The following is a 21,764-nucleotide window of genomic DNA, read 5'->3' on the forward strand; positions in this document are numbered from 1 at the left end:
TAATGCCGCGGGGCCAACAGGACAAAGTAACGCTTTTTTGTAGGGTTATAACCAAACGCTCCCTCATGCCGATTGGCTATGAGGGAGCGGTCGCCGAGCTGAAGTCGATGACACCCGCCGGCGTCAGTCGACGTTCAGCCGTGTCAGGCCGCCCATGTACGGCGCCAGAGCCGCCGGCACGTCCATGCTGCCATCGGCGTTCTGGTAGTTTTCCAGCACCGCCAGCAGGCAGCGACCTACCGCCAGCCCGGAGCCGTTCAAGGTGTGGACCAGCTGCGGCTTTTTCTGCTCGGCGCTGCGAAAACGCGCCTGCATCCGTCGCGCCTGGAAGTCCTCGCAGTTGGAGACAGAAGAGATTTCCCGGTAGGTTTCCTGGCTCGGCAGCCACACTTCCAGATCGTAGGTCTTGGTGGCACCGGCACCCATGTCACCGGTGCACAGCGTCACCACCCGATACGGCAGCTCCAGCGCCTGCAGAATCGCCTCGGCGTGACCGCGCATCTCCTCGAGCACGTCGTAGCTGGTCGCCGGGTCGACCACCTGCACCATCTCGACCTTGTCGAACTGGTGCTGACGGATCATGCCGCGCGTGTCACGACCGTAGGCACCGGCCTCGCTGCGAAAGCACGGCGTGTGGGCGGTCAGTTTCAGCGGCAGTGCGGCGTGGTCGAGAATCTCGTCGCGCACGAAGTTGGTCAGCGGCACTTCGGCCGTCGGGATCAGGTAGTAGTCGCTGTCGGCGAGCTTGAACAGATCCTCGCCGAACTTTGGCAACTGGCCGGTACCGGTCAGCGTGTCGGCGTTGACCATGTAGGGCACGTAGCACTCTTCGTAACCGTGATCCCGGGTCTGGGTGTCGAGCATGAACTGGGCCAGCGCCCGGTGCAGGCGGGCGATCGGCCCGCGCATCACGGCGAAACGCGAGCCGGTCAGCTTGGTCGCCATCTCGAAGTCGAGATAGCCGAATCGAGCGCCCAGATCGACATGGTCGCGCACCGTGAAATCGAACTCACGCGGCGCTCCCCAGCGATGCAGCTCGACGTTGTCGCTTTCATCCGAACCTTCGGGCACGTCTGCATGCGGCAGATTGGGCAAGCCGGCCACCAGATCGTCCCAGGCCTGCTGCACCTCGGCCAGCTCGCGCTTGGCATTGTCGAGATCGTCGCCGAGCTGACCCACTTCCGCCAGCAGCGGCTGGATGTCTTCCCCTGCCGCCTTGGCCTTGCCGATCGATTTGGAGCGCACGTTACGCTCGTTCTGCAGCTGCTCGGTCCGCGTCTGCAGCTCACGACGCCGGGACTCGAGCGACTCGAGCCTGGCCGTGTCGAGAGTAAAGCCCCGCAGGGCCAGGCGTTGGGCGACGAACTGCGGATCGCTACGCAACAGCTTCGGATCGAGCATGACTGGGTTCCGTTGATTGAAATAGACAGTTTGAAATGGAAAACCGTGGCGACAGGAGGCCGACCACCTACAAAAGCCGGTGGACGTCCTGATGGCCATTCTTTGCAAGGGTAATATTGTAGGGAAAACCCCACCCCGGCACCATGCGCGAGCGGGGATTCGTGCCACACCGCCATCGGGCGCGCTAAACTGTTCGCCCTCGAGCGCCGAAAGCGCTGTGAACCGACAACCTGCCTGGTGAATCACACCCGGCGACGGCCGCCTGACCGGCCCGACGTGATGGCTTGATGCATGACAATGATGACACGCCTTGACCCGGCCAGCGCCGAACTGACGCTATCCGAGTGCTATCGCCGATTCCTCGCCGAGCTGGCCGCCGCCGGCTTTCGTGGCGATATCGCCGATGACGCCGCCAACCGCACCGTGCTGGCCACCGACAACTCGATCTACCAGCGCTTGCCGGCGGCCGTGCTCTATCCGCGCGATGCCGCCGATCTCGCGCTGATCGCCCGACTGATCGAACGAAAGTCCTATCGCCAGATCGTGCTCGCGCCACGTGGCGGCGGCACCGGGACCAACGGCCAGTCGCTGACCGACGGCCTGGTGGTCGATGTCTCCCGCTACATGAACCGGATTGTCCAGATCGATGTCGAGAACCGCCGCGTGCGGGTACAGGCGGGCGTGGTCAAGGATCAGCTCAATGCCGCGCTCAAGCCGCACGGCCTGTTCTTCGCGCCGGAGCTCTCGACCTCCAACCGCGCCACGATCGGCGGCATGATCTCCACCGATGCCAGCGGCCAGGGCAGCTGCGAGTACGGCAAGACGCGTGATCACGTGCTGGCACTCGATGTCGTACTGCCCGGCGGCGAGCGACTCGAGAGCGAACCGCTGGACGATGCGGCACTAACCGCCATGTGCCAGCGCGATGACCGGGTCGGCGAGATCCATCGCACGGTCAGCGATATCGCGACCACCGAGCGCGAGCGGATCGCTGCCGTCTTTCCGCCGCTCAACCGTTGCCTGACCGGTTACGACCTGGCCCACCTGAGCGACGAGCAGGGTCGCTTCGATCTCAACAGCGTCTTGTGCGGCTCCGAGGGTTCGCTGGCGCTGCTCAACGAAGCCACGCTCAACGTGCTGCCGCTGCCCAGGCATTCGACGCTGGTCAACGTGCGCTATGCGGGTTTCATGGAGGCGCTGCGCGATGCCAAGGCGCTGATGGCCGAGGGCAGTCCGACCTCGATCGAGACGATCGATGATCGCGTGCTGACGCTGGCGATGGAGGATTTCGTCTGGGACAGCGTGGCGGAGTTCTTCCCTGCCGCCGTCAATGACAATGGTGATCGAGGCGCGCCGATTCGCGGCATCAATCTGGTCGAGTTCAACGACGACGATCCGCAACGCTTGGCCGAACGCGTCAACGCTTTTACCGATCATCTGGGCTCGGATGCCAGCGTCGAGCGGCTCGGTTATACCCTGGCCGAGGGTCGCCCGCAGATCGCCCGGGTGTATGCCATGCGCAAACGCGCCGTGGGGCTGCTCGGCAACGCCAAGGTCGATGCCAAGGGCGAGAAACGTCCGATCCCGTTCGTCGAGGACACGGCGGTGCCGCCCGAAAGCCTGGCCGACTATATCGCCGAGTTCCGCCAGTTGCTGGACGTCCGCGGCCTCGAATACGGCATGTTCGGCCACGTCGACGCCGGCGTGCTTCACGTGCGCCCCGCCATCGACATGAAGGATCCGGCCCAGGCGTGCCTGATTCGCGAGATATCCGATGAGGTGGCGGCGCTGACCCAGCGCTACGGCGGCCTGCTGTGGGGCGAGCACGGCAAGGGGGTACGCTCCGAATACTCGCCGCGTTTCTTCGGCGAGCTCTACCCGGCCCTGCAGCGGGTGAAAGCCGCATTCGATCCCTACAACCAGTTCAACCCGGGCAAGATCGCGACGCCGCTTTTTATCCCGCCCGATGATGCGGGAAAGACGTCTTTTCCCAGCCCGACCGAAGCCGTGGGCAAGGCGGAAGATACCATCACGCACTCCGCAGCGCCGGGAGAGAGGTCAGGCGAGATCGGTATCGTCGACGGTCATGATCCCGGGCTGCTGGCGATCGACGGCGTGACCACCCGCGGCGAGCTGGACCGTCAGATCGACGAGCGGGTGTGGCAGGAGCACGCCAGCGCGGTCTACTGCAACGGCAACGGCGCCTGCTACAACTACGATCCTTCCGACGCCATGTGCCCCTCCTGGAAAGCGACGCGCGATCGCGTGCACTCTCCCAAGGGGCGTGCCAGCCTGATGCGCGAGTGGCTGCGCCGTCAGGGCAACGCCGGTGTCGACGTGCTCGAGGTAGCGCGGGAGCAGCGACGCGGCGGATTGGCCAGCTGGCTGCGAGCCCAACCGGGCAAACTGCAGCGTGCCGTCGCCCGACGGCGCGGCGAGGCGGACTTCTCGCATGAAGTCTACGACGCCATGGCGGGTTGCCTGGCGTGCAAGTCCTGCGCCGGTCAGTGCCCGATCAAGGTCGACGTGCCGGACTTCCGCTCGCGCTTTCTGGAGAGCTACCACAGCCGCTATGCCCGGCCGCTGCGAGACTATCTGATTGGCGGACTCGAGTTCGTCGTACCGCACCTGCAACCGGTGGCGCCACTCTACAACGCGCTGCTCGACAACCGCCTGGTCGACCGCTTCATGGCGAAACGTCTGGGTATCGTCGACAGTCCCAAACTCTCACGCGCCAGCCTCCGCAAGGTGCTCGACGCCTGGGGCGTTGCCGAAGCCACGCCGCTGACGCTGGGCAGACTGACCGACGCACAGAAGCGCCGCAGCGTGGTGCTGGTGCAGGACGCCTTCACCAGCCACTTCGAATCGCGGCTGGTCCTGGATGTGGTCGAGCTGCTGTCGCGCCTGGATATCCATGTCTTGGTGGCGCCTTTCCAGCCCAACGGCAAGCCGCTCCAGGTGCAGGGTTTTCTCGGTCGTTTCGAACGCGTGGCCGAAAAGCAGGCGCTCGGGCTCAAGGTGCTTTCCCGCTTCGGCGTTCCGCTGGTGGGCATCGATCCGGCGATGACGCTCACCTACCGCCAGGAGTACGTCAAGACGCTGGGGCCGCAGGCGGTGCCGGAGGTACTGTTGCTGCAGGAGTGGCTGCTGTCGCTGGGGCCATCGATCCTGCCACGTGGCTGGACCGCCGAGGCGATCGGGCAGCCCGACTCGGGCTATCGGTTGTTGAGCCACTGCACCGAGAAGACCAACGCTCCGGGCAGCCCCAAGGGCTGGCAGCAGCTGTTCGAGCGCTTCGGCCTGACCCTGGATCTGGTCGCGACCGGCTGCTGCGGCATGTCCGGCACCTACGGTCACGAGGCGCGCCACCGCCAGACCTCGGAGACGATCTACGATCTCTCCTGGCGCGACCCGGTGGAGGACGACGCCAACGCCGGCCGCCTGCTGGCGACGGGCTACTCGTGTCGCAGCCAGGTCAAGCGACTCTCGGCGCAGACCTTGCCTCACCCGCTGCAGGCGCTGCTAAAAAGACTCAAGATCGCCGAGGTATCCCGCCATTGAACTGACGAGGGCAGCCTGGACGATGACCGCGCTGCCCGCCGACATCATTGACGACCCTCGGTTTTCGCCAATCAGGAGCGAACCCCATGTCCGATCCGATGCACCTCGTATGCCCCCACTGCCATGCCGTCAACCGGGTCGCCAGCGCGCGCCTGAGCGAAAACCCCAACTGCGGACGCTGCCATAACGCTCTGTTCAGCGGGGCGCCGCTGGCGCTGGATTCGGCCAATTTCGATCGATTCGTGTCACGCAGCGGTCTGCCGATCCTGGTCGACTTCTGGGCCGACTGGTGTGGCCCCTGCAAGGCAATGGCGCCCGGATTCGCTCAGGCCGCCAAAACGCTGGAGCCGAACATCATCCTGGCCAAACTGGACACCGAAGCCGCCACGGACATCGCCTCGCGCTTCGGCATCCGCAGCATTCCGACGCTGATCCTGTTTCGGGATGGGCGAGAGATAGCGCGCCAGGCCGGCGCCATGGGCCAATCGGATATCGTCGACTGGACCCGGCGACAACTCGTCACACCCTGAAATCCCGGCCGCTTCCCGGATTCGACATTGCATCGCCGCGTTGCCGCGGCTAGTCTGCGCGGCTTTTGCCACGCTCCGGAGAGACCGCCATGGAAAATGCCGCCCTTGCCCTCAGTGGCATCGGCCTGCTGGCGCTGGCCTGCCAATGGCTCGCCTGGCAGCTCCGGGTGCCGGCCATTCTGCCACTGCTGATCGCCGGCATTGCCGCCGGCCCGGTCACCGGCATCCTCGACCCCGATGCCGTGCTCGGTGAACTGCTGTTTCCGCTGGTGTCTCTGGCCGTGGCGGTGATCCTGTTCGAAGGCGCATTGACGCTCGATTTCCGTGAACTCCGCGGCCACGGCCGCACGGTCAGCCGTTTGGTGACCTGGGGCGCGCTGATCACCGCACTGATCGGTATCGCCGCTGCGCATCGGGTGCTGGGGCTCTCCTGGGAGATGGCCAGCGTGCTGGGGGCGCTACTGGTGGTGACCGGCCCCACGGTGGTGCTGCCGCTGCTGCAGACGCTGCGTGCCCGCGAGCACGTCAGCCAGATACTGCGCTGGGAAGGCATCCTGATCGATCCGATCGGCGCCATCGGCGCGGTGCTGGTCTACGAGTTCGTCGCGCTCGGGCTCTCCAACGGTGCGGCAGCGCACACCCTGCTGAGTTTCGCCCAGACCGCGGTGATCGGCTTCGGCCTGGGCACGGCCGGTGGCTATCTATGGGGCAGCGTGCTGCGTCACTACTGGCTACCCCAGCGACTGCACAGCTTCGGCACCCTGATGATCATGCTGACGCTGTTCACCGTTTCGAACCTGCTGTTCCATGAGTCCGGCCTGCTGACCGTCACCGTCATGGGGGTGTGGATGGCCAACATGCGCGGCGTGCCGACACAGCCGATCCTGGAGTTCAAGGAGACGCTGTCGATCCTGCTCATCTCGGGGCTGTTCATTCTGCTGGCCGCCAGGCTGAGCCTCGCCCAGTTGAGTCTGCTGTCCTGGGAGGCGTGGGCGTTTCTGGCCATTCTGGTATGGGTGGCGCGACCGCTGGCGGTTTGGCTGTGTACCTGGGGAAGCTCGCTCAGCTGGCGGGAAAAGGCACTGCTGGCGTGGCTCTCTCCGCGTGGCATCGTCGCCGCGGCGGTGGCCTCGCTGTTCGCGATTCGCCTGGAAGCGCTGGAAGTGCCCGGCGCCGAGCTGCTGGTACCGATCACGTTCCTGGTGATCATCAGCACGGTCGTCGTCCAGAGCCTGTTTTCGCGACCGCTGGCCCGGTTTCTGAAAGTCAATGCGCCGACGGCGTCAGGCTTTCTGATCATCGGCGCCAACCCGGTCGCCCGGGCCTTCGGCGCCGCCCTGCAGGAAGCCGGCTTCGCGGTGAGGCTCTGCGATCACAACTGGGACGCGATTCAGGAAGCGCGCATGGCGAGCCTTCCGACCTACTACGGCAACCCGCTGTCGGAGCACGCCGCTCAGCATCTGGGTCTGGCCGGTATCGGCCATCTGCTGCCGCTGTCGCCCTATCGCGAACTCAACAACCTCGCCGCACTGCATTTCGAGCACATTCTGGGTCACGGCAAGGTCTTCCGGCTGGCGGTAGAGTCTTCCCGCAACGCTCGCCGCCATCATCAGCAGGCGCTGGCGCATCTGCCGCTGCTGTTCGACGGTCATACGACCTTCACTCGGCTCTCCAGTCTGATCGGCCAGGGCGCCGTGGTTCGCCATGCCAACATCAGTGACAATTTCGATATCGATGACTATCGACGCATCCATCACGACCGTCTGTTGACGCTGTTCACGCTCTCGACCAGCGGCCGGATTCGCATCGCCACGGCCGGCAAGCCGCTCAACCCGAAAGCCGGCGACACCTTGATCAGCCTCATCTTTCCGGATTCGCCGGAGTTCTGACCCGGCCTTGCCGTCACCTGCGGGTGCGACGCAGCCCGGCTGTCTGTGCGGATATCCGCTCGTGCAACGACAGACGCCGCGCCTCGAGACGATCTCGGGGCGCGGCGTCTGGCTGAATGCCGTGAACCCGTTCACGGCGACCCTGGCGGGATTATCGAAATCCGGCGCTAGAAGAACATTCGGCGTAGCGCACTGCCGGGCTCTTCCTCGCGCATGAATGCCTCGCCGACCAGGAAGGCGTTGACGTCGAACTCGCGCATGCGCTCGACGTCGTCACGGTTGTGAATCCCGGACTCGGTGACGACCGTCACTCCCCGAGGGATACGCTTGAGCAGCTCGAAGGTCGTGTCCAGCGAGGTCTCGAAGGTTCGCAGATCACGATTGTTGATGCCTACCAGCGGCAGATCCAGCGTCAATGCGCGTTCGAGCTCGAAGATGTCATGCACCTCGACCAGCACGTCCATGCCCAGGGCCGTGGCCTGTTGATGGAGATCCTTGAGCTGCTCGTCGCTGAGTGCTGCCACGATCAGCAGGATACAGTCCGCGCCGATCCCTCTGGCTTCGGCGACCTGATAGCCGTCGATGATGAAATCCTTGCGGATCACCGGCAGCTCGCACGCTTCCCGCACGGCGATCAGGTAGTCCTCGTGGCCTTGAAAATAGTCGGCGTCCGTCAATACCGAGAGACAGCTGGCGCCTGCCGCCGCGTAGTCGACCGCGATCTCGGCGGGCCGAAAGTCCTCGCGAATGACGCCCTTGGAGGGTGACGCCTTCTTGATCTCGGCAATCACCGCGGGATCGCCACCCTCGATACAGGCATTGATTGCCGCGACGAAACCGCGCGGTGCGCTCTGCGCTTTCGCCCGCTCGAGCCAGGCCTGTTCGCTGACGGCCGGGCGCCGTTCGGCGATCTCCTCACGCTTGCGCGTCAGAATCTTGGCCAGAATGGTCGGCAGTGCACTATCGGCGGCATCGGTCATCGTAGAGAATCCTGTTGGGCTTGTTCAGCGAGGAGAACTTATGGGGCAAAGACACGAGTAAAGTCGGAAAGCTCCTTGAGCTTCTCCAGCGGCAGCTTGGAAGCCTGCGCGTCCTGAGCCATCAGCACGCCCTCCTTGAGGGAATCGGCGATACCGGCCGCGAACAGTGCCGCACCGGCGTTGAGCGCGACGATATCTCCCGCGACACCCTTGCCGACCAGGGACTCCTTGACCAGCTTCAGACTGTCTTCGGCAGTCACGACCTTTAGCGGCTCGAGCGACTGTCGCTCGATGCCCAGCGACTCGGGCGTGATGGTGTACTCCCGAATCTCGCCATCGCGAAGCTCGGCAACCCGCGTCGGCGCCGCCACCGAGATTTCGTCCAGACCATCATCGGCATGAACCACCAGCACATGCTCGCTGCCCAGCTTGCGCAGCGACTCCGCCACCAGCGGTACCAGATGCGGTGCGTAGACACCCAGCAGCTGATTGGGGGCGCCGGCCGGATTGGTCAGCGGGCCGAGGATATTGAACACCGTGCGAACCCCCATGTCCCGCCGCGGGCCGATGGCATGGCGCATCGCCTGGTGGTGCCGCGGGGCGAACATGAACCCGACGCCGACCTGTTCGATGCAGCGTGCGATGGTTGCCGCGTCGAGATCGAGATAGATGCCGGCCACGTCGAACAGATCCGCACTGCCGGCAGAGGACGAGACGCCCCGATTGCCGTGCTTGGCGACATGGCCGCCGGCGGCCGCGACGACGAAACTCGACGCCGTGGAGACATTGAAAAGGTTGGCGCCATCGCCGCCGGTGCCGACGATATCGACGATGTTGTCGCAATCGATCGACACCGGATGCATCAGTTCACGCATCACCTGCGCCGCCGCCGTGATCTCGTCCGCGGTCTCCCCTTTCATCGCCAGCCCGATCAAAAAGCCGCCGATCTGGGCCTCGGTCGCCTCACCCGTCATGATCGCCTGCATCACGGCGTGAGTCTCGTCGAAACTGAGATCCTGCCGGCGCATGACCGCACCAATGGCATCCCGCATTTGCATGTTGACTCCTCGCCTGTTCAGTTAGCCGCGCCGCTTCAGGAAGTTCGCCAGCAGCTCGTGCCCCTGGCGGGACAGGATCGATTCGGGGTGAAACTGGACCCCTTCGATATCCAGCGTCTTGTGCTTCAAGCCCATGATCAAGCCCGGCGTCGGGTCGTTGTCGTCGACCCAGGCGGTGACATCGAGACAGTCCGGCAGACTGTCGGCGTCGACCACCAGCGAGTGGTAGCGCGTGACCTCGAGCGGATCCTCGAGGCCTTCGAAAACCCCTTCCCCGCGATGGCGAATGGGCGACGTCTTGCCATGCATCACCTGCGGCGCGCGGATCACCTCGCCGCCATAGACCTGGCCGATGGCCTGGTGCCCGAGACAGACCCCGAGTATCGGGATCCGGCCGGCAAAATGGCGGATCGCGTCCATCGATATGCCCGCTTCGTTGGGCGTACACGGCCCGGGCGAGACCACCAGGTGGGTCGGCTCGTAACGCTCGAGAGCGGCCAGATCCACCTCATCGTTGCGCACGGTGACGACCTCCGCCCCAAGCTCGCCCAGATACTGGACGATATTGAAGGTAAAGCTGTCGTAATTATCGATCATGAGCACTGGCATAGATATCAATCCCTGTCTCTGTTCAATTTTTCTCGTCGAATCCGACTTCGCTGTCCCGGATGTTGCTCAGGTCACGGGATCGTCCAAGTCGGTGTCCCTATCCATGCCGGCCTCACGGAGCGAAACGACCACACAAAAAATGCCGCCCCGAGGGGCGGCATTGTTTTCGAACGTCAGTCCACAGACGTCGGCGTGCCGCCCTTGATCAAAGGCGCCACCACCACTGGTGCTGTGAGTGTGATCGGTTCGTCATCATGGCGATATAGTGCCGCGACGCAACGCGGCGTGTCAACGCGTGCCTTCGGCCGCCCGGCGGGAGTGCGCCCCGTGAATGTCGATCGCCACCAGCGCGTTAACCACCCGCTCAGGCCGATACGCTGTTGATGAGATGAAGATAAAGCGGATCGAAATCGCCCTCTTCCCTCAATCGTCTTTCATCGAGAATGGCCACCTTTCCCCTCGATGCCTCGATCAGCTCGTCGGCACGCAAGGCCTGGAAGACGCGATTCATGTGTACCGGGGTAATGCCTATCGCGTCTGCCAATTCGGCCTGGGTGATTGGCAGGTGAAAAGAGTCATCCTCAGCGAACCCCACGGCTTTCAGGCGTATCAACAGTTCGCATAGCAGATGCGCCACTCGCGGGTAGGCACTGCGCTGGCCGATGTTGAGGATCCAGTCTCGATAGATCGAGGCATCTACCAGCGTTTCGCGCCATAGCGCTGCGGTAAGACGAGGATACTGCTCGCAGGCTTCACGCAGGTCGTCATGCTGGATGAATCCGACCACACTGGGGCCGATCGACGCGATGCTGATATCCATGACCTTGAGGTGCAGACTCTGCAGGTCCGGCATATCGCCGGGCACGTGAACCGCCATGATCTGCCGTTTGCCTTCGGAGGTCAGCTTGTAGACGCAGGTAAAGCCTTCCAGAAGGAGACAGCTGCGAGACGCCCGTTCGCCAATTCGGATGATGTCCTGCTCGGCCCTGAGCGATTCGACCTGCACCGGCAAATCCTGAAGCACACGTTTCTCGCCATCGGTCAGCTTGAAGATGCTTTCCAGCTTGCGAATCATCAATGTATTCGGGGAGTGACGATTGAGAGAACGAACACCCGGCATCATGTTTTCTCGCCTTGCTGTAACAGAAATGAAGATGCTGGCCCCAAGGCCGCTGCGCGTTTGGTTGAACTCTTCTTGCTTATCTCGCGCAAAAATTATGGCTCACGCATCAAGCAATGACTACTCCTCGACGACGTCGCCATCGAGATGCATCAAAAGCTCGTCGATATCTGGAAAGAATGGCTCGATGACGGACTGACCCGATCTCAGTGGTCCGAGACGAACCCACAGGAACTGCCAGAAAACCAGACCATAACGCCCCATATAGTGACCGACTCTCGACTGCCGTGGAACACTTTCGCCATTCGCGAGCTGTCGAGCCAGGAACGGGACAATGAGTTCCTGGAGTCGCTCGAAGACCTCCATATCGCTCGAGGCCTCTACCCTCAACCCCGGCAAAGCCGGCACCAACGCTTCCCAGTGCTTCCGAGACGATCCCGCCGGTCTGATTACCACATCGAAAAAGAACTCTTGCATACGGGTTCGCAACGCCTCCGGGTGGTCAGGACTCACCGCAGATTGATGGCGGCGCCCCATCGCATTTTGCGAGACGCTCGACCTAGCGATTGGAAGAAGATCCATCGATAGACAGGCTAATTCGTTTCCACAACCGCAATGCCTCGACCTGCACATGACCCAGGCGCCAGAATTCCGGCCATTCCAATGATCCGATTTGATCGAATGACGAAAAAGCCGTCAGTGCGCGGATACGAAAAAGCCGCTGGGTGCATTGCGCACCAGCGGCTTTTCGAAAAGTATTCTTGGTGGAGCCTAGCGGGATCGAACCGCTGACCTCAACACTGCCAGTGTTGCGCTCTCCCAGCTGAGCTAAGGCCCCATACCACTGCTGCCCCGAAGGACGCGAGGCACTATAAGGGCCATGCAGGTCGAGGTCAACCCCGGATCGCCGCTTCACCAAACCCGCCGCAATCCCTCGACTCGCGCAGTTGCCACGTGCAAATTTGGCCTTCGAACAGGGAGTATTTGGCCGGGGAACATGGCACACTTCATGATGGGTAGTAGTTGCACTAGCAGACTCGAGAAAGATCATCATTGATATAGATATAAGATGTCGTTATCGATGTAGGCTATTGGTATGGACGCAAGAAAATTGTTGTAGATGTATTGCAGTTGATGTGGATATCGGTGAGTTGAGCCACTGAACAGGCGCGCAGCCCAACCCATGGCGTACGGCCGATACGTAGAGCGGCCGGAGCGTTATATCGCACCCTTTTACCGGTCCATCGGTTGTCGTCGAAGTTTCAAGGGCAGCAGGAATCCAGGAGTTATCTTGATCAGGGTATTAGTAGCCGACGATCACCATCTGGTGCGCACGAGCATTGCTCGCGTATTGGCCAATGAGCCTGATATCGAGGTCGTTGCCGAAGCCGAGAGCGGAGAAATGGCGCTTCAGGGCTGCCGCGATCACGTGCCGGACATCGCGATGATCGATATCCGCATGCCGGGTATCGGGGGCCTCGAGACGATTTTCAAGCTGCTCAAGAACCAACCTGCCGTCCGAATCATCGTGCTTACGGGGCAGGTCGAGGAAGGCACCGCACAACGGCTGATCGATTCCGGCGTGACCGGGTTCATCAGCAAGGGGACCGAGCTGGATCTGATGATAGACGCGGTGCGACAGGTAGCAAGTGGCAAGCGGTTCATCAGCCCGGATATCGCGCAACGCGTCGTTCTGGCACGCAGCGAAGGCCGATGCAGTCCATTCGATCAGCTCTCGCACCGCGAGCTGCAGATCGCGACGATGATCATTCACTGCCACAAGGTGAGTCACATATCGGAACAACTCAACCTCAGCCCCAAGACAGTGAATACCTATCGTTACCGGATATTCGACAAACTGCAGGTGCAGTCCGACGTGGAGCTGACGCACCTCGGTCTGCGGCATGGTCTGCTGGACGGCTTTGAACCTCAGACATAGCCAGGACCGGCGCAAACGAAAGGGAGAATCCCCGCGGTGCCCGGGCGGGATTTTGATATACTGCGGGGATGAGCGAACCCTCGATCGATACCCCACTACGTTTCGACGCCAAGCACTTCCTGAAGTCGGTCTCGGAGTCGCCGGGCGTGTACCGCATGCTCGATGAGCACGCCAACGTTCTCTACGTCGGCAAGGCGAAACGCCTCAAGCCGCGACTGGCCAGCTACTTTCGTGGCGCGCTGAACACCAAGACCCAGGCACTGGTTGCCCGCATTCAGGATATCCAGGTCACGATCACGCGCAGCGAAACCGAGGCCCTGCTTCTCGAGCAGACCTTGATCAAGGAGCTGCGACCGCCTTACAACATCCTGCTGCGCGACGACAAATCCTATCCCTATGTCTTCGTCACCGATCGCCATTCGTATCCGGCGCTCGAGTTCAAGCGCGTTCGACAGAAGCGGCGAGATGGTCGATATCTTGGCCCCTACCCGAGCTCTACCGCGGTTCGCGAAAGCCTCTCGTTGATGCAGAAGATCTTTCGCATCCGCAACTGCGAAGACAGCGTGTTCGCGCATCGCCATCGTCCATGCCTGCAGTACCAGATCAAGCGCTGCAGCGCGCCCTGCGTCGACTACATCAGCGAAGCCGATTACCGGCAGGATATCGAGCACGCCGTGATGTGTCTGGAGGGCCGCAGCGAGCAGGTCACGCAGCAGCTCACGGCCAGCATGGAGCAGGCAAGCGATGCGCTCGACTTCGAGGAAGCCGCCCGACTGCGCGACCAGGTCCAGCAGTTGCGGCGCTTGCAGGAGAGGCAGTACGTCGACAATGCCGATGGCGATGCCGATATCTTCGCACTGGCAGAGCAGCCGGGCGGGCTCTGCATCAGCGTGCTGGCCATTCGCCAGGGTCGCATGCTGGGCGCACGGCACCATCAGCCTGACAACGGCCTGGATCTTGCCGCCGAAGAACTGCTCGGCGAGTTCGTCAGCCAGTTCTACCTCGGCCAGTCCCAGGAGATCCCGCTCGAGATCATCGCCTCGCATTCGCTGACCGACAGAGAATTGCTGCAGGAGGCGTTGAGCGAACATGCCGGCCGCCGGATCCGGGTGGCCTCTCAGGTGCGGGGGCATCGCGCTCAATGGCGCCGTCTGGCCATCACCAATGCCGAGCAGCATCTGGCCACCCAGCTCGCCAATCGCAGTCAGCTGGGCAAGCGTTTCGAATCGCTGCGAGACGCTCTGGACATGTCGGCTCCCCCTGCCCGGCTCGAGTGTTTCGACATCAGCCACAGCCACGGCGAAGCCACGGTGGCCTCCTGTGTCGTGTTCGACCACAATGGCCCGGCCAAATCCGACTATCGGCGTTTCAATATCGAGGGCGTCGCGGCGGGCGATGACTACGCGGCGATGCGCCAAGCCTTGACACGACGTTTCAAGCGACTTCAGAAAGGTGAAGGCAAACTACCTGACATTCTGATCGTCGATGGCGGCAAGGGTCAGTTGAACATGGCCCGGGAAGTCCTCGTCGAACTGGAGGTCGTCGGTGTCGCGCTTATCGGCGTCGCCAAAGGCACTACGCGCAAGGCCGGCCTGGAAACGCTGTTCATCGAGACCGTGGATCGCACCCTCAATCTCGATACCGGTTCGCCGGCGCTGCATCTGATCCAGCACATCCGCGACGAAGCCCACCGCTTCGCGATCACCGGCCACCGTCAACGGCGGGACAAACAACGTCGCACCTCCACGCTCCAGGATATTCCTGGCGTCGGACCGAAACGTCGGCGAGAACTGTTACGCTTCTTCGGTGGTCTTCAGGGCGTGCGCAAGGCAACCAGAGACGATCTATCACGCGTTCCCGGGATCAATGAACAGATGGCAGCTACCATTCATCAGGCGCTCCATGGATGAGCGCACGCGGCAGGCGTAAAATGCCCGACTTTCACTCCCCAGTAAGGACGCTAGCGGCACGATGAACATCCCCAATATGCTCACCATGGCAAGAATCGTGTTCATCCCACTCATGGTGGTGCTGTTCTACCTACCCTATTCCTGGAGCCTGCTGGTGACGGCAGCCCTGTTCGGGCTGGCCGCCATTACCGATTGGCTGGACGGCTACCTGGCCAGGCGCTGGAATCAAAGCACGCCGTTCGGCGCCTTTCTCGATCCGGTCGCGGACAAGGTCATGGTCGCCGTCGCGTTGGCACTACTGATCGAACGCTACGAGGCCTGGTGGCTGACGCTGCCCGCGCTGGTCATCATCGGTCGAGAGATCGTGATTTCCGCGCTACGAGAGTGGATGGCCGAGATCGGCCAACGCAAGCGGGTGGCGGTTTCCTGGATCGGCAAGTCCAAGACCACGCTACAGATGATTTCCCTGCTGCTGCTGCTGGGCTTTCCCCCCGACACTCTCATCGCCAATCTCGGTATCGTTCTTCTCTATGCGGCGGCCGGCTTGACGCTGTGGTCGATGATTCAGTATCTGAAGGCCGCCTGGCCGGAACTGACCCGTTCGTTGTGATCGAAAAGTGGCATAAGCGTTTGACACTTACCAACTTATCCTTATAATGCGACGGCGTGTTCAGCGGGAATAGCTCAGTGGTAGAGCATCGCCTTGCCAAGGCGAGGGTCGGGAGTTCGAATCTCCTTTCCCGCTCCAGACACACAGTGTAATGAATTGGTCACGAGGGTCGTGAGCTGGAACGCCAGCCCGGTCGATCTTCTTTCCTGCTCAGGAACACAAATTTCGATTTTACTGAATTGACGCAGATGGCACTGGCAAAACCAGGTCCAGCGGCAGTTTTGGCCAATCGATGAAAGGCTGGATGGCAGAGTGGTTATGCAGCGGACTGCAACTCCGTGTACGCCGGTTCGATTCCGACTCCAGCCTCCACTTCTTCTTTGCATCGAATCCCCGTGATTCGGTCGCTTCCCTCAGGTCAACCGGCGCCTTGTTGATCAAAAAGGTTACCGGATAGATTGACCGGATACTGTCGGCCCGGATGGCGAAATCGGTAGACGCAAGGGATTTAAAATCCCTCGACCTTTAGGTCGTGTCGGTTCAAGTCCGACTCCGGGCACCATTTCGGTCTTCAGTCGACGCAGTCATGCTTACCTTGCGACACTCCAGTGAATATCCAATCCAGCCCGATGGGCACCGTTGACGAAGGCCTGAATCCGAGATGCAGGCTCTGAAGCATTCGGTTTGAATAGGGTTGAGAATCATCGAGAAAAAGCGACCCGATCGCACACAGTGAAAGCCGCCATGTACAACGGGTCGAAGCCGTCGCGGGGAAGCGACACGAAGCGATAGAGATCCGGCTCATCGATGCCGGATACCGGCCCGGTTACTGTTGCTTGACCCGCACCGCAGACCATCTGGTGATTGCTTTATCGGCACGCTCCCGAGCGACTTGAGTTCGGGAGCGCGCCATGCAGAACCTGCAAAAATATGCGACACTCCCGCGCCCCATAATGCGCCGACGTTACTGACGTCTCCATCGCGATATTCAGCAGTGACTATCCCGATATTCAGAATCCGGCGGCCAAGCTATCCAACATGACCTCGATGCCATGACTGACCTTCTATCCAGCGCTGCCGCGCCAAAGCTTGATCGCACCTTCTCCGTTGCCCCCATGATGGAATGGACGACGAGGGACTATCGCGCGCTGGCGAGATGTCTCACGCGGCGAGCGCTGCTGTATACCGAGATGGTCACGACCGGCGCGATACTGCACGGCGCACCGCGAGAGCGCTTCCTGGGCTACAGCGGGGTCGAGCATCCACTGGCGCTGCAACTGGGCGGTAGCGACCCGGTGGAACTGGCCGAGTGCGCGGCCATCGCCGAAGCGTGGGGCTACGACGAGGTCAACCTGAACGTCGGTTGCCCCAGTGATCGGGTGCAGAACAACATGATCGGCGCCTGTCTGATGGGATATCCCGACAAGGTCGCCGAGGCCGTGACAGCGATGCGCCGCGCGGTCTCGATCCCGGTCACGGTGAAATGCCGTATCGGCATCGATGACCAGGACGAGGACGCCGATCTCGAACGCTTCGTCGAACAGGTGGCGGCGGCCGGCTGCGAGACCTTCATCGTGCATGCGCGCAAGGCCTGGCTGCAGGGGCTCTCCCCCAAGCAGAATCGCGACGTGCCGCCGCTCAACTACGAACGGGTCTACCGGCTCAAGGCCAGCCATCCGACACTGCATATCGGCATCAACGGTGGCGTAAAGACGCTGGAAGCGTGCCAGACGCATCTGGTCAAGGGAGTCGATAGCGTGATGGTCGGCCGCGAAGCCTATCAGAACCCTTGGCTACTGGCCGGTGTCGACAGCGCACTCTATGGCGAGAATTCGCCGGCCCTGACACGGCATGACGTGGCTCGCGCCTATCGACCCTACGTGATCGAACGTCTCGCCGAGGGCGCCAAGCTCAACCATGTGACGCGGCATCTGCTGGGGCTGTTTCAGGGGTGCAAGGGAGGTCGCCGTTTCCGGCGTCATCTGTCGGAGCACGCTCACCGGGACGGCGCCGGGATCAGAATCTACGATGACGCCGTGGGCCTGGTGGAAGAGCGCGAATCGATGGAAGCGATCTAGAAGTCGCATCCCGGATACTGCATTCTGGAAGCCATGTTCTGGAAACCATGTTGTGGAAACCATGTACTGGAAACCATGTGCTAGAAACCAGTAGTCTCGTAGCGGGACTGAAAGCTCTCCACGGCATTCTCGACATCGTCGATCTCCTGATAGCGAGCGACATGAAATAGCGCCTCGCCCTCGTTGACCAGCGGCAGATTGCTCATGCCGATGACGATACCGTCGGCACTCGCGACCACCGGCGCCTCGGCGTTGCCGAACGGATCGGCGACCACGCCCAGCGACTGATGCTTGGCGACCCGCGCGCCCAGTCTGACGCGTGGTCTCAGAATGCCGTCGATCGGTGCCCGCGCCCAGCTGGAACCGTTGGCGATTTCCGCCGGCGGCGGGGACCGTCTTCGGCTGTCGGCCGGCAGCATGCCGATCAGGCGCATCACGCGCCGAATTCCTCTCACCCCCGGCGCGATCGCCCATTCGTCGAACCTCAGCGCCTCGCCTGCCTCGTAGGTCAGCACCGGCACGCCGCGATTCTGGGCGTATTCGCGCAGGCTGCCTTCACGCAACTCGGCATTCAGAATTACCGGCACCCCGAACGCTTCCGCCATGGCCTGGGTTTCGAGATTCTGGCGCAGTTGAGAGCGGATCTGCGGCAGATTGGTACGATGAATCGCCCCCGTGTGCAGATCGATGATGTGCGTGGCCCGATCGACCATCTCCTCGCGCATCAGCGCGGCGATTCGCGAGCCGAGCGACCCGCCCTCGCTGCCCGGAAAGCAGCGGTTGAGATCACGCCGGTCAGGCAGGTAGCGGGACTGCTGCACGAAACCGAAGACATTGACGACAGGAACGGCGATGAGCGTTCCCCGAAGCCGCGAGAGGTTGGGCAACCTCAGCAGTCGACGGACGATCTCGACCCCGTTGAGCTCGTCCCCGTGGATCGCGCCGCAGACCAGCAGCACCGGGCCAGGCTGGCGCCCATGAACCACCTCGACCGGTATGTGCATTGGCGCGTGGGTGTAGAGTTTGGCGACCGGAACATCGACCTGGCGACGAGTGCCGGGCTCGATTCGCTCGCCGACGAGCGTGAAAGCGTCCTGCGCCATGAGTGCCCTTGATAATGAATGGATCGGTAAAGAAGATCCTGGGATCGTAAAGCCATCACGCCATCAAGGCGAGCCATCTTGCTCCAAGGCTTCCAGTTCGAAGATCAGGGTGACGTGATCGCCGACCATGCCGTTGCCGACGCCGTAATCCATTCCCCAGTCGCTGCGGTCGAGTGCCCCACGCACCGACAGACCCAAGGTGGGGCGTCCATGCCCGAACGGATAGACCTCATCCTTGTTCAGCGTGACATCCAGCGTTACCGGCTCGGTGCGCCCCAGCATGGTGAGTTCCCCGTTCAGCCTACCGGTAGTCGAGGAGGACGGTTCGAAGTCGGTTGCCACGAAATGCAGCCGTGGATGATCCTCGGCATCCAGAAAATCGCCACCGCGAACGTGGTGATCACGGGCATCGAGGTTGGTGAAGACGCTAGCGGCCTGAATCGTGACATCGGCCTCGCTCAGCGTCTGCGTCTCGCGGTCGTAAACGAAACTGCCCTCGCCTTTCAGAAACTGCCCCAGCAGATTTTCGTAACCCATATGATCCACCATGAAAGCGATGGTGAAATGGTCGGGATCGATCTCGAAGCGTTTCGGTTCGGCTTGTGCCGTCGATATCGCCCCCGACACGATCAGTGCCAGAGTGGCGGCGAATACAGGCAAGCGTACTGGTCTCATGAAGACCTCCTTGTGTTGGGCGCCAATTCGAGAACGGATCGCGGGTGGCAGAGATGTCAAAGCCGAGAAGGGTCAGAACCCGGTGTCGTCGACCGGGCGACGACGCCAGAGCCAGACGATGTCCCGCCCGAAGGAGAGCAGCAACAGCGCCGCCGCGAGCAACGCAAAACCGGTCGCCCAAGCCGATGAGACGAAGGGCAGCAGGCAGACCATCAACGTCGCGACCTGCCAGACGCACACCGTCTTGCGGAAGTAGCTCTCGGGCAGGGTTCGATTGAGCCAGGGCGAGTACATCCCTGCGATCACGAACGCATAGCGAACCAGCCCGAGAGCCAGTATCCAGGCGCCGACCTTATCCAGGGCGATCAGCGCGGTGCACAGCACGACGATGAAAAACGCATCCAGCTCCATGTCGAAGCGCGCCCCGAAAGCGCTCGCGGAGCCGGTCCGACGTGCCACCCATCCGTCGATTCCGTCCAGCGACAGCGCCAACAGCGATAGCGCAGCGATGCCCTCGGCGTGACGCTGAATGAAATCCGGATAGACCGCCACGCCGGCGACGATCGCAATCAGCGTGGCGCGCAGCAGCGTGATGCGATTGGCCCAGCCCAGGCCCTGGCGCGACGCGGGCCACGCCCAGAGCACGGCCGTGGCGATCGCCACATAGACCCCGCCAGCCGTGAAACGCAGACCCGAAGGTGCGGAAAACGCCCACTGTACCCACTCGGCCAGCAGAGCCACCAGCGCCAGCCCCGCTGCCAGTTCTGCCCAGCCGCGAATGGATCGGGATCGCCGGGAAGGCGCGGCCGGCATACGCACCGATGAATGTCGCATCGTCGAATCCTCCCACCATGGTCGTCGTCCCATTCGCCGTCCGCCTGTCGCTCGGGCTGCGATGGTCAAAGTCCATTACGCATCTCGTACAAGTCTGGATGCACGCTGGCCAGTTTGCGAGAACCGTTCACTCGTCAGCGCTCAACGTTCAGTGCCACCGATGACGACCCCCGTCACGTGGCTGGCGAGCTTCGGTCCTCTGACGTTGGACCTCGGCCAAGACCTTCGGCCTTCCCGAAGTCGTCACCGGTCCGCGGCACGTCTCGAGTTGACTGATTCCTGTTTTTCGATCTTGACCTGTACATGATCTGTACAATGCTAGATCATCATACTCTGCCATACTTCCTCTCACGGCAGCACTTCGATTCGGCGCAACCTCTCCATTCGCCGCAACAGCGAGCCGGCCATCCAGATCTGCAATCGAGGAGCGGATATCTCAATGACGACGCCTTACGCCCACGCTTTCTGGTCTCTCGGCGACGGCACCGGCGAAATTCGCCAGGCCGAGTTGAGTGTCAGCGGCGATCTCATGGTGCGAACCTGCTATTCCGCCATCAGTCGTGGCAGCGAAACTCTGGTCTTCAATGGTCAGGTACCGATCAGCGAATATCAGCGAATGCGCGCGCCGTTTCAGAGCGGCGACTTCCCGGGCCCGGTCAAGTACGGCTACTCCAACGTGGGCGTCGTCGAACAGGGCGCACATGACTGGCACGGCCGATACGTCTACTGCCTTCATCCGCATCAGACCCATTATCGCGTGACCGTCGACGACGTCGTTCCACTTCCGCCGGATGTACCACCGCAGCGCGCCGTTCTCGGGGCCAACATGGAGACGGCGCTCAACGCGCTTTGGGACGCCGCCCCCGGCATCGGCGACCGTATCAGCGTGGTCGGGGCCGGCGTGGTCGGGGCCCTGGTCGCATGGCTCTGTGCCCGGCTACCCGGCGCCCACGTTCAGCTGATCGATATCGACGAGCGCAAGCGCTTCCTCGGCGACGCGCTGGGCGTCGACTTCCATACCCCGCAGACCGCCGCAGACGAGCAGGATCTGGTCATCCACGCCAGCGCCTCGAATGATGGCCTGCAGACCGCCCTCTCGCTGGCGGGATTCGAAGCGACCGTTCTCGAGATGAGCTGGTACGGCAGTCGCGAGGTCAATCTGTCGCTCGGTGAAGCATTTCACGCGCGTCGCCTGACGTTGCGGTCGAGCCAGGTCGGTAGCGTCTCTCCCGGTCATCGCCCCCGCTGGGATCACAAGCGGCGTCTTTCTCTGGCGCTATCGCTGCTCAATCACGACTGCCTGGACGTGCTGATCAGCGGTGAAAGCCATTTCAGAGACTTGCCCGAAACGCTGAAGCGACTGAGTCAGCGCGAAGACGATACCCTGTGCCAACGCATCCACTATGGCTGATACCGCGTAAAGCCATTGAACTCGTCGCCGTAGTGCATCAGCGATTCAGTGGCTGG

At 62.2% G+C, this 21,764-nt stretch carries 16 protein-coding genes and 4 tRNA genes; 11 read left to right on the forward strand and 9 right to left on the reverse strand.

Annotated features, from left to right (window positions below):
- Window positions 1-123 precede the first annotated feature (123 nt).
- Window positions 124-1,401, reverse strand: a complete 1,278-nt coding sequence (gene serS, locus DOM36_RS08605; protein ID WP_110642678.1) for a serine--tRNA ligase — start codon at window positions 1,399-1,401, stop codon at window positions 124-126.
- Between the two features lie 297 nt (window positions 1,402-1,698).
- Here serS and DOM36_RS08610 point away from each other — a divergent pair, with 297 nt between their 5' ends.
- The 3 genes from DOM36_RS08610 to DOM36_RS08620 all read left to right on the forward strand — a co-directional run bounded on the left by DOM36_RS08610 (window position 1,699) and on the right by DOM36_RS08620 (window position 7,381).
- The gene (locus DOM36_RS08610; protein WP_110642680.1) at window positions 1,699-4,962 is read left to right on the forward strand and encodes an FAD-binding and (Fe-S)-binding domain-containing protein; all 3,264 of its coding nucleotides are present in this window, start codon (window positions 1,699-1,701) and stop codon (window positions 4,960-4,962) included.
- Between the two features lie 86 nt (window positions 4,963-5,048).
- Complete coding sequence (gene trxC, locus DOM36_RS08615) at window positions 5,049-5,492, forward strand: thioredoxin TrxC (RefSeq protein ID WP_110642682.1); 444 nt, start codon at window positions 5,049-5,051, stop codon at window positions 5,490-5,492.
- Window positions 5,493-5,581: 89 nt separating this feature from the next.
- Window positions 5,582-7,381, forward strand: coding sequence for a sodium:proton antiporter (locus tag DOM36_RS08620; RefSeq protein WP_075570305.1), 1,800 nt, complete (start codon window positions 5,582-5,584; stop codon window positions 7,379-7,381).
- Window positions 7,382-7,548: 167 nt separating this feature from the next.
- Here DOM36_RS08620 and trpC read toward each other — a convergent pair whose 3' ends face one another.
- From trpC to DOM36_RS08650, 5 genes are all read right to left on the reverse strand, one after another.
- Window positions 7,549-8,361: an indole-3-glycerol phosphate synthase TrpC gene (trpC, locus tag DOM36_RS08625; protein ID WP_110642683.1), complete on the reverse strand. Its 813-nt coding sequence runs from the start codon at window positions 8,359-8,361 to the stop codon at window positions 7,549-7,551.
- Window positions 8,362-8,399: 38 nt separating this feature from the next.
- Complete coding sequence (gene trpD / locus DOM36_RS08630) at window positions 8,400-9,419, reverse strand: anthranilate phosphoribosyltransferase (protein ID WP_110642685.1); 1,020 nt, start codon at window positions 9,417-9,419, stop codon at window positions 8,400-8,402.
- A 21-nt stretch (window positions 9,420-9,440) separates the two neighbouring features.
- On the reverse strand, window positions 9,441-10,028 hold the full coding sequence (locus DOM36_RS08635; protein WP_110642687.1) for an aminodeoxychorismate/anthranilate synthase component II: 588 nt from the start codon (window positions 10,026-10,028) through the stop codon (window positions 9,441-9,443).
- 364 nt (window positions 10,029-10,392) lie between these two features.
- Complete coding sequence (locus DOM36_RS08640) at window positions 10,393-11,151, reverse strand: Crp/Fnr family transcriptional regulator (protein ID WP_232823774.1); 759 nt, start codon at window positions 11,149-11,151, stop codon at window positions 10,393-10,395.
- Window positions 11,152-11,910: 759 nt separating this feature from the next.
- A tRNA-Ala gene (locus tag DOM36_RS08650) sits at window positions 11,911-11,986 on the reverse strand.
- Window positions 11,987-12,331: 345 nt separating this feature from the next.
- Here DOM36_RS08650 and DOM36_RS08655 point away from each other — a divergent pair.
- From DOM36_RS08655 to dusA, 7 genes are all read left to right on the forward strand, one after another.
- Window positions 12,332-13,087 (forward strand): response regulator, encoded by a 756-nt coding sequence (locus DOM36_RS08655; RefSeq protein WP_341864697.1) that lies wholly within the window; start codon window positions 12,332-12,334, stop codon window positions 13,085-13,087.
- A gap of 68 nt (window positions 13,088-13,155) precedes the next feature.
- Entirely contained in the window at window positions 13,156-14,997 is a 1,842-nt protein-coding gene (uvrC, locus tag DOM36_RS08660; RefSeq protein ID WP_110642691.1) for an excinuclease ABC subunit UvrC, read from the forward strand.
- A gap of 61 nt (window positions 14,998-15,058) precedes the next feature.
- Window positions 15,059-15,607: a CDP-diacylglycerol--glycerol-3-phosphate 3-phosphatidyltransferase gene (pgsA, locus tag DOM36_RS08665; RefSeq protein WP_075570312.1), complete on the forward strand. Its 549-nt coding sequence runs from the start codon at window positions 15,059-15,061 to the stop codon at window positions 15,605-15,607.
- Window positions 15,608-15,670: 63 nt separating this feature from the next.
- Window positions 15,671-15,745, forward strand: a tRNA-Gly gene (locus tag DOM36_RS08670).
- A gap of 160 nt (window positions 15,746-15,905) precedes the next feature.
- A tRNA-Cys gene (locus DOM36_RS08675) sits at window positions 15,906-15,979 on the forward strand.
- A 103-nt stretch (window positions 15,980-16,082) separates the two neighbouring features.
- Window positions 16,083-16,169 (forward strand) — tRNA-Leu (locus DOM36_RS08680).
- A 490-nt stretch (window positions 16,170-16,659) separates the two neighbouring features.
- The gene (gene dusA / locus DOM36_RS08685; protein ID WP_110642693.1) at window positions 16,660-17,685 is read left to right on the forward strand and encodes a tRNA dihydrouridine(20/20a) synthase DusA; all 1,026 of its coding nucleotides are present in this window, start codon (window positions 16,660-16,662) and stop codon (window positions 17,683-17,685) included.
- An 80-nt stretch (window positions 17,686-17,765) separates the two neighbouring features.
- Here the strand turns inward: dusA and DOM36_RS08690 are convergent, their stop codons facing one another.
- The 3 genes from DOM36_RS08690 to DOM36_RS08700 all read right to left on the reverse strand — a co-directional run bounded on the left by DOM36_RS08690 (window position 17,766) and on the right by DOM36_RS08700 (window position 20,297).
- Entirely contained in the window at window positions 17,766-18,788 is a 1,023-nt protein-coding gene (locus DOM36_RS08690) for a succinylglutamate desuccinylase/aspartoacylase family protein (RefSeq protein WP_075570314.1), read from the reverse strand.
- Between the two features lie 63 nt (window positions 18,789-18,851).
- Entirely contained in the window at window positions 18,852-19,463 is a 612-nt protein-coding gene (locus DOM36_RS08695) for a YceI family protein (protein WP_110642695.1), read from the reverse strand.
- A gap of 72 nt (window positions 19,464-19,535) precedes the next feature.
- Window positions 19,536-20,297 carry a CDP-alcohol phosphatidyltransferase family protein gene (locus DOM36_RS08700; RefSeq protein ID WP_157958605.1) on the reverse strand — a complete coding sequence of 254 codons (762 nt, stop codon included), beginning with the start codon at window positions 20,295-20,297 and terminating at the stop codon, window positions 19,536-19,538.
- A 439-nt stretch (window positions 20,298-20,736) separates the two neighbouring features.
- Here DOM36_RS08700 and DOM36_RS08705 point away from each other — a divergent pair, with 439 nt between their 5' ends.
- Window positions 20,737-21,708 (forward strand): zinc-binding alcohol dehydrogenase, encoded by a 972-nt coding sequence (locus DOM36_RS08705; protein WP_110642699.1) that lies wholly within the window; start codon window positions 20,737-20,739, stop codon window positions 21,706-21,708.
- The last annotated feature ends 56 nt before the right edge of the window (window positions 21,709-21,764 follow it).

The sequence above is a fragment of the Salinicola sp. CPA57 genome (genome assembly GCF_003206035.1).
In the GTDB taxonomy this organism is placed as follows: Bacteria; Pseudomonadota; Gammaproteobacteria; order Pseudomonadales; family Halomonadaceae; genus Salinicola; species Salinicola socius.